At 36.8% G+C, this 14,692-nt stretch carries 6 protein-coding genes, 2 tRNA genes, 3 rRNA genes and 1 pseudogene; 5 read left to right on the plus strand and 7 right to left on the minus strand.

Annotation, left to right across the window (positions count from 1 at the left end; translation table 11 throughout):
* Positions 1 to 4: 4 nt before the first annotated feature.
* Both EAG11_RS11555 and EAG11_RS11560 read right to left on the minus strand, forming a co-directional pair.
* Positions 5 to 1,027 (minus strand): hypothetical protein, encoded by a 1,023-nt coding sequence (locus EAG11_RS11555; RefSeq protein WP_129539319.1) that lies wholly within the window; start codon positions 1,025 to 1,027, stop codon positions 5 to 7.
* A gap of 120 nt (positions 1,028 to 1,147) precedes the next feature.
* Positions 1,148 to 3,862, minus strand: coding sequence for a S8 family serine peptidase (locus EAG11_RS11560; RefSeq protein ID WP_129539320.1), 2,715 nt, complete (start codon positions 3,860 to 3,862; stop codon positions 1,148 to 1,150).
* 583 nt (positions 3,863 to 4,445) lie between these two features.
* Between EAG11_RS11560 and EAG11_RS11565 the strand changes: the two genes are divergently transcribed.
* From EAG11_RS11565 to EAG11_RS11580, 5 genes and pseudogenes are all read left to right on the plus strand, one after another.
* Positions 4,446 to 5,273 (plus strand): M57 family metalloprotease, encoded by an 828-nt coding sequence (locus EAG11_RS11565; RefSeq protein WP_129539321.1) that lies wholly within the window; start codon positions 4,446 to 4,448, stop codon positions 5,271 to 5,273.
* A gap of 91 nt (positions 5,274 to 5,364) precedes the next feature.
* A complete protein-coding gene (locus tag EAG11_RS11570; RefSeq protein ID WP_129538344.1) occupies positions 5,365 to 5,895 on the plus strand; it encodes a helix-turn-helix domain-containing protein in 531 nt (176 codons plus the stop codon).
* Positions 5,889 to 6,728, plus strand: a pseudogene (locus EAG11_RS11575) (IS3 family transposase); the annotation flags it as partial. The gene EAG11_RS11570 and the pseudogene EAG11_RS11575, both read left to right, overlap by 7 nt.
* A gap of 337 nt (positions 6,729 to 7,065) precedes the next feature.
* On the plus strand, positions 7,066 to 7,374 hold the full coding sequence (locus tag EAG11_RS21940; protein ID WP_207209594.1) for a hypothetical protein: 309 nt from the start codon (positions 7,066 to 7,068) through the stop codon (positions 7,372 to 7,374).
* Positions 7,368 to 8,189 carry a serine hydrolase gene (locus EAG11_RS11580; RefSeq protein WP_207209595.1) on the plus strand — a complete coding sequence of 274 codons (822 nt, stop codon included), beginning with the start codon at positions 7,368 to 7,370 and terminating at the stop codon, positions 8,187 to 8,189. The genes EAG11_RS21940 and EAG11_RS11580 overlap by 7 nt, the downstream gene beginning before the upstream one ends.
* Before the next feature lie 255 nt (positions 8,190 to 8,444).
* Here EAG11_RS11580 and rrf read toward each other — a convergent pair.
* The 5 genes from rrf to EAG11_RS11605 form a co-directional block, all read right to left on the minus strand.
* Positions 8,445 to 8,554, minus strand: a 5S ribosomal RNA gene (gene rrf / locus EAG11_RS11585).
* A 152-nt stretch (positions 8,555 to 8,706) separates the two neighbouring features.
* A 23S ribosomal RNA gene (locus tag EAG11_RS11590) occupies positions 8,707 to 11,591 on the minus strand.
* A 134-nt stretch (positions 11,592 to 11,725) separates the two neighbouring features.
* A tRNA-Ala gene (locus tag EAG11_RS11595) sits at positions 11,726 to 11,799 on the minus strand.
* Between the two features lie 87 nt (positions 11,800 to 11,886).
* Positions 11,887 to 11,960, minus strand: a tRNA-Ile gene (locus EAG11_RS11600).
* A 123-nt stretch (positions 11,961 to 12,083) separates the two neighbouring features.
* A 16S ribosomal RNA gene (locus EAG11_RS11605) occupies positions 12,084 to 13,597 on the minus strand.
* Together the 16S, 23S and 5S rRNA genes with 2 tRNA genes alongside form the textbook arrangement of a ribosomal RNA operon.
* Positions 13,598 to 14,692: the final 1,095 nt, after the last annotated feature.

The raw sequence follows: 14,692 nt of genomic DNA on the forward strand, positions 1-14,692 counted from the left end.
CTAGTTATTGGTTGTTTAATTGTCTTGGTACAATTGGTTCTACAGCGGGAACACCATTTTTAAAACGTCTTAAATCGGCTCCAGCCTCATATACAATTTTACGGGCATCGCTAATAGTACCTTGTGGTTTGTGTGCTTCTAAAGTACGCCACGGATTAAAAGAAAGGTTCTCACCATATTCTGCTTGACCCTGATTTGTAATATCCTGTTTTCGAATAACCAATGTAGCAATATGAACAGGAACAGATTCTGTTTCATCCCAAGGAGTCATTGCTTTATCCAATGGCATTTTTTCAGGATCTGTACGAAACTGAACCATAAATTTAAACTGTGCTTCACCCATATTTAGACGAGCTTGTAAATCGGCTTGCAAATAATCGGCTGAGTTTTGAGATGGTGGTGCGCTAAACGGTGGGCTTATTGGTTCTAATTTGTATTTTACAAAATGACTTTCTCCAAAAGAATATGGAAGTCCGCTCCAGTAAGGCGTCGTTAGACAGCTAGAAACAACTTTTCCCATTTCATCCAAAATACGTACGGTTTCAGGATGGTCTTTTAAATACAGATTATAATCATGATCGACTACTCCTGCCTTAGTAAACTTGCACATTTCTGTAGCATTATCTACAAAAAACACATTCATATTTTGTAAAATAAAGTCAGCCGTAGTTGCATTTTCACTAGATTCTAATAACTTTTTACCTGATACTCCAAACAGCTTGATCCCTATTCCCACAGTAGTCCTCATATCTGGAGCATAAGGAACTGTATCGCTTGAAAAACGTACCCAAGCTTCAAAATGGTCATGAGCAAAGATTCCTACTTTGTATTCTGGTGGTAATCCTGGCATCATTATAAAATCTGCCTTTGCAACACCATGAGGTTTAAGGAATACACCTCTGCGAACTGGGCATTGTCCGGCGATGATACGATTTCCCATGGTCGTATCAATAAACATTTTCTTGAGGGATAAAGCAGGATTGGTCTCGCAATCAATAGCCGCCTTTTTTGATAATTCGTTTTGCATATAGTTTAGGTTGTAGATTTGATTACTGCAATATAAAAAATACGAAAAAGATGGACTTAGGTAGTAATACGTGATTTTAGGATAATAAACAGAAACCTAAAAATAACTATTCTTATATGTTTAAAAAACTGAAATTTTTCCTGTTTGTATTCCTCCTAAGCTTGTTATTATCTTATAGATGTAAATTCCTGAAGCAATATTGCTCAGATCGATACTATTGGTTTTAGAAAACAATGAAGAAGTAATAGTATTTTGCCCACTAATATTGTACAAATAGAAAATAGCATTTTCCTCATTTTTAACTTCAATATTTAATTCTTCATTTTTGCTTAATAACGTTGGATAAACAAGAAATAAATCATCCTCTAAATAATTAGCATCTAAAATTTTAGAACTGAATACATTATTGTTTTCTAAAATTATATTTATTTTATATCTATTGCTGCCTTTTATTGGGACAGTATCTATAAAAGAAAATGTTTTAGAGTTGACATCATTTATTGTGCTAATAACACTTTCTGAAGTATTAATTATTTTGACTAATTCTAACCTTTTGATATTGTATAAACTAAAAAGACTGGCACTAACTTTTACTTTGTTCTCTTCATAAACTTCTGCCAAAGCCAACTCGAAATAACAATTTGAGTTTTGAGCATATTGTAATGTAGACTCACTTTTTACTCCTTCGCTATTATCAAATACAGGCGTAACGGTGTGAATTTTTCCATCGGTATAGATATAATTAGCATTTGTTGTTTGTTCTTTAAATTCGAAATGATCTCCTGTCAATTGATAAATATTAAATAAAATAACATCAGTGGGTGTGTCCCAATTAATTTCTGTTGTGCCATCACAAACTAAACTAGTCCTTATATTTAAATCATAAGAAATCGTAAAGCTATCAGAGATATAATCAGTAGTACCAATAGTCATCTTTAATTTTGCTTTTGCGAATTTTTGCTCTGTAGGAATATAAGTAAATTGCTCGCTATCTAGATTTATACCACTTGCAATAATTTCCCAAGTCTGTCCATTATTGTAACTAATTGACAATTGTCCCGAGGTTCCCGAAAATGAAGAATCCCATTTAAAAGGAGAAATAGTTTTACCATCAAAGGGGAAATTATCATTACCAACAGGATAATTCCATTCAAATTGACGCTCTAATTCATATTCGTAGGCAATGCTATAATCCTGAGATGCATTTGAAATATATGCACCAATAACAGTAATATTGTAAGATCCTGGGGTGGGATTTTCAATAGTCACTTGTTCGATATTATTAAGTTTATCTTTTCCTCTTTTAGCCTGTTCTTGCGGAGTATCAGGGTTAAGAATCCATGGTAAAAAAGTAGTGTTGTTATTCGAAATAACTTCTATATCTAAATCGTTTATCAAACTAATATTACTGTTGATTGCGGCAGGCAAATCATTCCACACTAATGTAATTTTCAAGTTTTTTGCATTTGATGGAAGCGTAATTTCATGTGATTTTATCTGTCCTGATATCAAATTACCAGATATGATTCTATTTTCACTGATCGTTTTTAGACATTTATTAGCATTTACATTACCGTAGCCATAGCTGAAATCTGGGCCGATATTGCCTAAATCTTTTGCGCTATTAATTAAGATTGCTTTTGTGAGAGCATTACTTAAAGAGGTATTATTTATAGTTTTATAATGTTGTTTCATAAGGGTAATAATTCCTGTAACTAACGCAGTAGAATTGGAAGTACCTTGTGTGCTAAAAGCCACCAGCTCCGGTTTTATTCGCCCATCATAGGCTGGTCCTTTTGAAGAAAACGGCATAACTACTTCGTTATGATCAATACAGCCCAACAGAATACTATTTTTAGATTGCTTAAAATTACCTGTAATAGATTTATAACCTTCAAGTCCACTATTACCAGAAGAAAAACAATGAGTCAAATCAGTATTTAAAAATAATTGTGAATCATAAGCATTTGCTAGCGAACCATAAAAATTCTCAATTACTGTTCCGTAGGAATGATTTTGAGTAGTTGCTCCTTGTAAAGTCGCTACTTCATCAGGATAGATATTCAAAAAGTCAGAAGATTGTATTTTAGTCTTTTGAGCGACTCCTTTTCCTAAGACAGAACTATTTCCTAATCCAGAGATTATAGTCGCCATAGCAGTTGCATGACTTGATACAGTAGCCGATTGCGCTGCCGATGGAATGTGCTTACTCAGTAAATCGATATCATTTAGATCAAAAAAATCATCTTTGATTGATACAATTTGGTTTTCTCCTGTTAAAAGAGAAAAATTAGCATGAGCTTTATTTATGTAATTGATACTAAAATTTTGATCTATTATCTTAGATTCTCCTTTTGGTTGTAACGATTCTTGTGAAATAGAAGACACACTGCTTAAACCTATAATCTCATCAATAATTTTTTTAGAATCACATTTTACAATTACAAGATTCTTACCTAATATTTTGATATCAGAAATATGCATCGATTCCAAGTCAGTAATTAACGATTCAACACTATCTGTAGCTATAATATATTCTTTGCCTTCTTTATGATTTGAAAAATTTGATGGTAGTTTCCATAAATCATTTACAGGCAGTATTTTTACTAAAAGTTTATTAGATCTTAAACTACCATTTTCAACAATACAAAAAGTATCATCTAGTTTTTTTACAACCTTGTATTTATTCTGATGCGCATTTTCTAAAGATGTAAAATGGTATTTCTCAAATTTATTTTCTCTTTCACGCTCTATATATTGTTTCCATTTATCAGGACTTTGAGAAAGACTGATTGTTGTTATCATAAAAAAAAGGAAAGTAATTTGTGTCTTCATTAACTGTAGTTATTAATTAGAATTTTAACCATTTTTATTAATATGAAACAAAAAAATAACTATCCTGACTATTTTATGGCTCTTAAATTAGGTAAACAAAAAGACTCAATTTATTTATAATGATTTATATCACAAATATTTATACCTACTAATCAAACCAAAGTTATTAAATTATTTGTAAAAATTTTATTAGTTTTTATTTCATTCCAAAACTTCAAAATCTGTAAGAGTCATATTTATCTTTAAACCCTTGTTCCAATTTTAAAGCTACAAAATACTATAGAAGCTTTTTCTTGATATTTATAAAATAAATATGAATTTTTCTACTGTAAGTGATTCCGTTTTACATAACTCACTGATTAATAATTAATTATTGATTTTGCTGGGCTCACAATGATTATCAGATAAATATTATAAAAAAGGTGTATAAAATAATTTAACAAAAATTGTTAATTTTGTTAAATCATATTTTTTGTAAGTATTTTTTTGATTAAAATTATATAAATTTGATAGTAATATAGTACTAATGTTTTGTAAAGCCCCTATAAATCAAACTATTAAACTAACCCCAAAAAACTATTAAATGAAAACAATTAAATCAATTTTAGCCTTATCGTTTATGGCATTAACGCTATTATCTTGTAACAAAGACGATGACTCAAATCAATCAAAGCAAGAAGCTCTCAAAGTAACACCGGATGTGTTAAATAAACTTAGAGAACTTTCACTGAATAGTACAGATGTTCAAGTGATCAAAAACACAAAACTAGATGGTTCTACAGAAGATGCATTCTTGATTGAAGGATGTATTATCATGACACCAGATCAATTAAACAAAATGAATCTCCAAGGAGGAATCACAACAGAACAATACCGCACTACCAATTTAGTATCTCCACAAACTATTACTGTTGTTGGATTATCAGGAACTGGTACATCAGCTCTATCTACAAATATGCGTGCAGGATTGCAAGCGGCAGTAAATAGATACAATAGCTTAGGATTATCTATTAACTTTACTCTAACCTTTAGTTCAAGTACCGCAGGTGCAGACATTGTTGTAAAAAGACAAATTGGATCTGCTGGTGGTGTAGCTGGTTTTCCTTCTGGAGGAGCACCTTATAGCTCAGTTACATTATATTCTGGATTAGATACTTACTCAGTAGGTGTAAATGCACACGTAGCGGCACACGAAATTGGTCATTGCATTGGTTTACGCCATACTGATTGGTTTAGCCGTCAAAGTTGTGGACAAAATTCAAACGAAGGAACTGCTGGTGTTGGAGCAATTCATATCCCAGGAACACCTACAGGATATGATGCAACTTCATACATGAGAGCTTGTTTCAGTTCAAGTGAAACTGGAGCCTTCAATTCTAACGATGTTACTGCTCTAAATTATTTATATTAAAAGTTGAATTAAAGGAATCTTTACAAAATATAAGAGGCTACTTCATTTTAGACTGCCCCCAAAAAGTTAGACACTATTTGGGGGCATTTTTATGGAAAGAAAAGTCAAGTATGATTACGCATTCAAACTTGAATGTGTAAGGTTAGTTATCGAGAAAGGATACTCCAGTGAAGCGGTATCTAATGAAAAGAGTATTAGTGAGTCAAATATTCGTAGATGGGTTAGCTTTTACAGAGCATATGGAACAATCGGATTGTTACCACGGAAGAATCGTGTCTATTCCATTGATTTTAAACAAAAAGTATTACTATCAATAGATAAGGATTTATTATCACTAAGGGAAGCTCGTTTAAAATTTAACATTCCTTCAGACTCAATTATTATCAGATGGAAAAGAGATTTTGCTAACTTTGGTTTAGAGGGATTATCATCTAAACCTAAAGGAAGACCCAGATCTATGAATTTTAAGAGAAAACAGAGAAAAACAGACAAACCCTTAACTAGGGAAGAAGAACTTTTAAAGGAACTGGAGTATTTACGAGCTGAGAACGAAATTTTAAAAAAGTTCAACGCCTTAGTTCAAGCCGAACAAGCCAATCAAAACAAAAGGCTCAAACCATAATGGAACTAAGGCATAAATATGATTTAGACCTCTTGTTAAATTGTACGAACATGGTTAGAAGTACTTATTATTACTATGAAAAAAGAAGTCAAGTAATTGATAAATACAAAGATGTTAAAGATTTGATTAAACAGATTTACAATCATCATAAGGGTAGATTAGGTTACAGGCGTATTACTTTATTAATCAAGCAAAAAGGAATTTTAATTAATCACAAGACAGTGTTGCGATTGATGAAAATTTTAGGATTAAAAAGTTTAATCAGAATCAAGAAGTACAGATCATATAAAGGAGAACAAGGAAAGATAGCTCCTAATATATTGCAGCGCAATTTTAAGGCTGATAAACCCAATCAAAAATGGGCTACCGATGTAACTGAGTTTAATATCTCAGGTAATAAATTGTACTTATCACCTATAATTGATCTTTTCAATGGGGAAATAATAAGTTATGATTTATCTGAAAGACCAAATTTTAATCAAATCACCAATATGCTTAAAAAGTCTTTTCGAAGAATATCAAATGATACTAATTTAATATTACACTCCGATCAAGGCTGGCAGTATCAAATGAAGCGATATCATCAGCTTTTGAAGGAGAAAGGATTAGTGCAGAGTATGTCAAGAAAAGGAAACTGCTTAGACAATGCAGTTATAGAAAATTTCTTTGGCATATTAAAATCAGAACTATTTTATATTATGAAATTTAAAGACATAAATCATCTAAAAAAGGAAATTATAGAATATATAAAATATTACAATAATGAAAGAATCAAACTGAATTTAAAAGGAATGAGCCCGATACAATATCGAGCTCATCATTATCAAAATTAATTATAAATTTGTCTAAACTTTTGGGTGCAGTCTATTTTATGAAGTAGCCTCTTTTTATCAATAGACAGGAGATTTTAGCGAACACAATAATAAGTTTTCTGGTATCTGGGACAGTCCATTGATAAAAAATGGAATCACTTTATGAATATAATTTTACTAAGAATAAGCTAATAAAATAATCATTCAATATTAAAAAACAAAACACAAAACACTGATTTAAAACACATTAATCATTTTTTTTTCAATACATTTTTTTTATCTTAGTAAATTAAAAATCCTTCTTAAAATAAAGATAGTATTTAACTGCAAAATATTTACATAATTTAAAAGCCACATTATGAAAATAAAAAACTCCCTCTTTACACTTTTACTTTTACTTCTATTTCATTTTTCTTTAAATTGTTTTGGTCAAGATATTGTTAAGCTTGACAAGAAAAAAATATCAGTAGCTAATTTAGATACAAAAATTGAATCTCTAATAAAATCGGCTCATGTAGAGGGATTAGCTATAGCAATTTTCAACAAAAATAAAGTCGTTTACAAAAAGATATTTGGTTATAAAAATGCCCTTACTAAGGAGCTCATAAAAAATGAAACCAATATCTACGGGGCTTCTTTAAGCAAGCTGTGTTTGCTACTATGGTAATGATACTTGTTCAGAATGGTATTCTGGATTTAGATAAACCTTTGCAAGATTATTTACCTAAACCAATTTACGAATATAAACCAACCAAAAAATGGCATGACAACTACCAAGACCTCAAACGAGATACACTTTATCAAAAAATAACAGCTAGAATGTGTCTAGATCATACATCAGGATTCCCAAACTGGAGATGGTACGAGTCTGACGAAAAATTGAGAGTTAATTTCACTCCTGGTTCTCGATACAGCTATTCTGGAGAAGGATTAGTATATCTACAAGTTGTACTAGAATATTACCTGAATAAACCTTTAGAAGAAATGATGCAAGAAAATATTTTTAATCCTTTAAAAATGAAAAATTCATCTTATAAATGGAAACCAAAGTTTGAAAAAGATTATTGTGTTGGTCATAATTCAAAAGGAGAATTATACGAAAAAGATAAAGATAATGATGCAAGATCTGCCAGTACCTTAGAAACTACACTAAATGATTACACTCTTTTTACCAAAGCCTTACTTACTAACCAATTGCTTAATCCTATTACAACAAAAGAAATGTTTACTCAACAAATTAAAATTAAATCTATTAAACAGTTTGGGCCATTAAGCACAAAAGAATCCAATGCTAATGATGGAATTAATCTTGGTTACGGACTTGGCTGGGGAGTATTACAATCGCCTTACGGACCAGGAGTTTTTAAGGAAGGATATGGAAGCGGTTTTCAACATTACTCAATCATTTATCCTCAAGCTGGCATAGGAATCATAATTTTAAGTAATAGCGACAACGCAGGGGGATTTTTAAAGAATTACTAGAAACTTCAATTGGAGATATTTATACTCCTTGGCAATGGGAAAATTATATTCCATACAATCAAAAACAATAAAGCCTGAACAGTATAAAACTTTTTTTGGATTCTCGCAAAGAGCACAAAGAAAAAAAGGCTCGCAAAGTCATTAAACTTTGCGAAGCTTTGCTCCCGATAGCTATCGGGATTGCCTTTTGCCTTATCTCCCAAAAAGTTTTGGACAAAAAAAAATCCTCATCAAATTCATGATGAGGATTCTAAAGAAAGGCGACGACATACTCTCCCACATAACTGCAGTACCATCTGCGCAGGCGGGCTTAACTACTCTGTTCGGGATGGGAAGAGGTGAGCCCCGCCGCAATAACCACCTTAAGGTCGTTAGTTGCTTTAGGCAACTTTTGTAATAAAAATTAACAATTAACAATTGATAATTAATAATTACAATAATATCTTAACACACTGAGATAAAGAAAAAATAATTTTTTAGAAAGTTTCTCCCCCCGACTTGCATCGGGGGAAAAGGCGTACATAAGCTTACGGATTATTAGTACTACTCGACTATGACATTACTGCCTTTACATCTATAGCCTATCAACGTGGTCATCTCCCACGATCCTTAAAAGAAATCTCATCTTGTGGTGGGTTTCGCGCTTATATGCTTTCAGCGCTTATCCCTTCCAAACGTAGCTACTCTGCGGTGCTCCTGGCGGAACAACAGATACACTAGAGGTTTGTCCAATTCGGTCCTCTCGTACTAGAATCAGATCCACTCAAATTTCTTGCGCCCACAGTAGATAGAGACCGAACTGTCTCACGACGTTCTGAACCCAGCTCGCGTGCCACTTTAATGGGCGAACAGCCCAACCCTTGGGACCTTCTCCAGCCCCAGGATGTGACGAGCCGACATCGAGGTGCCAAACCCCCCCGTCGATATGAGCTCTTGGGGGAGATCAGCCTGTTATCCCCGGCGTACCTTTTATCCTTTGAGCGATGGCCCTTCCATGCGGAACCACCGGATCACTATGCTCTACTTTCGTACCTGATCGACCTGTATGTCTCTCAGTCAAGCTCCCTTATGCCATTGCACTCTACGCACGGTTACCAAGCGTACTGAGGGAACCTTTAGAAGCCTCCGTTACTCTTTTGGAGGCGACCACCCCAGTCAAACTACCCACCAAGCAATGTCCCCCGCAATAACGGGGTTAGGCCTCAGATAAACAAAGGGTTGTATTTCAACAATGACTCCACAACGCCTAGCGACGCCACTTCACAGTCTCCAACCTATCCTACACATCATTTATCCAAGGTCAATACTAAGCTATAGTAAAGGTGCACAGGGTCTTTTCGTCCCACTGCGGGTAAGCGGCATCTTCACCGCTACTACAATTTCACCGAGCTCATGGCTGAGACAGTGTCCAGATCGTTACACCATTCGTGCAGGTCGGAACTTACCCGACAAGGAATTTCGCTACCTTAGGACCGTTATAGTTACGGCCGCCGTTTACTGGGGCTTCAATTCAATGCTTCTCCGAAGATAACATCTCCTCTTAACCTTCCAGCACCGGGCAGGTGTCAGGCCCTATACTTCATCTTACGATTTTGCAGAGCCCTGTGTTTTTGATAAACAGTCGCCTGGACCTCTTCACTGCGGCCAGCATTGCTGCTGGCGACCTTTCTCCCGAAGTTACAGGTCTATTTTGCCTAATTCCTTAGCCATGAATCTCTCGAGCACCTTAGGATTCTCTCCTCAACTACCTGTGTCGGTTTACGGTACTGGTACTAATTACCTGAAGTTTAGAGGTTTTTCTTGGAAGCCCTTAGGCGCACTATCTCTTCAACCGAAGTCTCCGAGTACTATCGTATTTCCCCAAAATCTGTGGATTTGCCTGCAGATCTTATAGGTAGGTACTTCAACGAACTATTCCGTCAGTTCGCGGCGCTTTCATCACTCCGTCACCCCATCACAGTAATTAGTAGTACGGGAATATTAACCCGTTAGCCATCGACTGTCCCTTTCGGGTTCGCCTTAGGACCAGACTAACCCACAGCTGATTAGCATAGCTGTGGAAACCTTAGTTTTTCGGTGTGCGGGTTTCTCGCCCGCATTATCGTTACTTATGCCTACATTTTCTTTTCTAACCAGTCCAGCATGCCTTACGACACACCTTCAACCCTGTTAGAATGCTCCCCTACCACTTACAATTAATTGTAAATCCATAGCTTCGGTAATATGTTTATGCCCGATTATTATCCATGCTCGTCCGCTCGACTAGTGAGCTGTTACGCACTCTTTAAATGAATGGCTGCTTCCAAGCCAACATCCTAGCTGTCTGGGCAGACAAACCTCGTTCTTTCAACTTAACATATATTTGGGGACCTTAGCTGATGGTCTGGGTTCTTTCCCTCTCGGACTTGGACCTTAGCACCCAAGCCCTCACTGTTGTGAAACATTATATAGCATTCGGAGTTTGTCAGGAATTGGTAGGCGGTGAAGCCCCCGCATCCAATCAGTAGCTCTACCTCTATATAACTTTATGCACAACGCTGCACCTAAATGCATTTCGGGGAGTACGAGCTATTTCCGAGTTTGATTGGCCTTTCACCCCTACCCACAGGTCATCCGAAGACTTTTCAACGTCAACCGGTTCGGTCCTCCACTGTGTGTTACCACAGCTTCAACCTGCCCATGGGTAGATCACACGGTTTCGCGTCTAACACTACTGACTAAAGCGCCCTATTCAGACTCGCTTTCGCTACGGATCCGTGGCTTAACCACTTATCCTTGCCAGCAACGTTAACTCGTAGGCTCATTATGCAAAAGGCACGCCGTCACCCCACGAAAGGGCTCCGACCGCTTGTAAGCGTATGGTTTCAGGATCTATTTCACTCCGTTATTCACGGTTCTTTTCACCTTTCCCTCACGGTACTGGTTCACTATCGGTCTCTCAGGAGTATTTAGCCTTAGCGGATGGTCCCGCCAAATTCAGACAGGGTTTCACGTGCCCCGCCCTACTCAGGATACCACTATCATTTACACTCATTACCTATACGGGACTATCACCCTCTGTGGTTCTACTTTCCAGTAGATTCTAATTCTTTGTGCAACAAATATCGTGGTCCTACAACCCCAACATTGCCGTAACAACATTGGTTTGGGCTAATCCGCGTTCGCTCGCCACTACTTACGGAATCACTTTTGTTTTCTTCTCCTCCGCCTACTTAGATGTTTCAGTTCAGCGGGTTTGCCCACCTATCGGTGTACTATGTCTTCAACATAGTGGGTTGCCCCATTCAGGTATCTACGGATCAATTCGTGTGTGCCGATCCCCGTAGCTTTTCGCAGCTTATCACGCCTTTCATCGCCTCTGAGAGCCAAGGCATCCCCCATACGCCCTTATTTTGCTTATTGTACCAATCATAAATTAATATGACCGTTTTTTTTTGTTTTTATTATCGCTAATAAAAACGCTTTCTACTTTTTATTATTTTCTTATCTCAATATGTCAATGAACTTTTATCGCACCCAATTAAGGGATTGACCTGTGGAGAATAACGGAGTCGAACCGTTGACCTCCTGCGTGCAAGGCAGGCGCTCTAGCCAGCTGAGCTAATCCCCCATTTTTAAAATGATGATGAATTATGAGTTATGAATTCGCTCATAAATGCTCAACTTCTAAAATTTCCTTTTATTTAAGTTTAAATAGTAGTCCCGGGCAGACTCGAACTGCCGACCCCTACATTATCAGTGTAGTACTCTAACCAGCTGAGCTACGAGACTCTGTTTTTACTTAAATTTATTATTTGAACTAACAGCAGAGTAATATAATCTTTAGAGATGAACCTTTAAAATCTTTCGTCTTCTTTCCCTAACGTGCATTACTGCTAACATATAGGGCTCTAGAAAGGAGGTGTTCCAGCCGCACCTTCCGGTACGGCTACCTTGTTACGACTTAGCCCTAGTTACCAGTTTTACCCTAGGCAGCTCCTTGCGGTCACCGACTTCAGGCACCCCCAGCTTCCATGGCTTGACGGGCGGTGTGTACAAGGCCCGGGAACGTATTCACCGGATCATGGCTGATATCCGATTACTAGCGATTCCAGCTTCACGGAGTCGAGTTGCAGACTCCGATCCGAACTGTGACCGGTTTTATAGATTCGCTCCTGGTCGCCCAGTGGCTGCTCTCTGTACCGGCCATTGTAGCACGTGTGTAGCCCAAGGCGTAAGGGCCGTGATGATTTGACGTCATCCCCACCTTCCTCACAGTTTGCACTGGCAGTCTTGTTAGAGTTCCCGACATGACTCGCTGGCAACTAACAACAGGGGTTGCGCTCGTTATAGGACTTAACCTGACACCTCACGGCACGAGCTGACGACAACCATGCAGCACCTTGTAATTTGTCTTGCGAAAAATCTGTTTCCAAATCGGTCAAACTACATTTAAGCCTTGGTAAGGTTCCTCGCGTATCATCGAATTAAACCACATGCTCCACCGCTTGTGCGGGCCCCCGTCAATTCCTTTGAGTTTCATTCTTGCGAACGTACTCCCCAGGTGGGATACTTATCACTTTCGCTTAGCCACTGAGATTGCTCCCAACAGCTAGTATCCATCGTTTACGGCGTGGACTACCAGGGTATCTAATCCTGTTCGCTACCCACGCTTTCGTCCATCAGCGTCAATATATTAGTAGTAACCTGCCTTCGCAATTGGTATTCCATGTAATCTCTAAGCATTTCACCGCTACACTACATATTCTAGTTACTTCCTAATAATTCAAGTTTAACAGTATCAATGGCCGTTCCACCGTTGAGCGATGGGCTTTCACCACTGACTTATTAAACCGCCTACGGACCCTTTAAACCCAATGATTCCGGATAACGCTTGGATCCTCCGTATTACCGCGGCTGCTGGCACGGAGTTAGCCGATCCTTATTCTTACAGTACCGTCAAGCTGGTTCACGAACCAGGGTTTCTTCCTGTATAAAAGCAGTTTACAATCCATAGGACCGTCATCCTGCACGCGGCATGGCTGGATCAGGCTTGCGCCCATTGTCCAATATTCCTCACTGCTGCCTCCCGTAGGAGTCTGGTCCGTGTCTCAGTACCAGTGTGGGGGATCTCCCTCTCAGGACCCCTACCCATCGTAGCCTTGGTAAGCCGTTACCTTACCAACTAGCTAATGGGACGCATGCTCATCTTTTACCGTTGTGACTTTAATTATAAAATGATGCCATTTAATAATACTATGAGGTATTAATCCAAATTTCTCTGGGCTATCCCTCTGTAAAAGGTAGATTGCATACGCGTTACGCACCCGTGCGCCGGTCTCTACTTCCGAAGAAGCATACCCCTCGACTTGCATGTGTTAAGCCTGCCGCTAGCGTTCATCCTGAGCCAGGATCAAACTCTTCATCGTATATTTTTATATTATATTGCGACTTCAGATTCTATCGGTCTTATTCAAATCTTGCGATTCTATTACTCTTTATTCTTTGTTTCGAAATCTCTTTCGAAACGGCTGTCAATTCAATATGTCTAAGAACTTGTCTACTTATTTTTGTTCGCTTGTTTCTCAAAGCGGGTGCAAAAGTAATGAACTTCTTTTTAACTGGCAAGATTTTTTGAAGTTTTTTTTTTAGAAACTTTCGTTTCCGTTTTCTTCGTTTTTCTTAGCAGTATTTCAAGGAACTTCCGTTGTTTTATCTCACTTAACTCTTATCTAAAGAAGTGTTCGATAAACTTCGTTTGCGGGGTGCAAATGTAACTTTCGCTTTCCAAACTCACAAGCTTTTTTTAATCTTTTTTTTTAGAAACTTTCGTTTCTAAATCCGATTGTTTTGCTTGCCAGTGTGTCAGTGAACGTCTTGTTTGTTGCGGGTGCAAAACTACCACCTTTTTATAGATAAACAATACTTTTCGATCGCATTTTTATGTTTATTTTACGTTTATTTCTTAATGCATTGATAACTCATACCTTACTGTTTGGGTGTTTTTGGGTTTTGTGAGTATTATCGCAATCAGAATGCGTTTTTGATAAAAACCTCTAAGTTCTTAGTGCAATTATTACGTGATTCTCATTAAGAAGAACTCTTTTTTGATACGCTTTCTTAACCAAACCTCATCTCAATACCTTAAAACAACAATCAAAGTAAATTCTATTCCTTATATACAATAAGAAACAACAATCCTTCCTATATATATACTATTCAACTCTTACTTCTCTAGACACCCTTATATAATATAAAACCTACTACCCTAGCCCCAATAGAAATGGAAATCCTTTTATGACGGGGTTCGACATAAAAGATTGAAATGTATAGTGGGATTGAGCTCCTGATAAAACTTACACCTATATAGTATAAACTTACACCTATATATAGTATGTCTTTTTATAATTTAATAGTGCTAACCAAGGATAGATATCTTATTTTACTTAAAAACCAATTTCACCTATATGAATAGAACTTCTGTTATCTTTGATAAAGGTATTCGGCAGACACTCCTCTTGATT

It is taken from the genome of Flavobacterium sp. 140616W15 (assembly GCF_003668995.1).
Taxonomy (GTDB): Bacteria; Bacteroidota; Bacteroidia; order Flavobacteriales; family Flavobacteriaceae; genus Flavobacterium.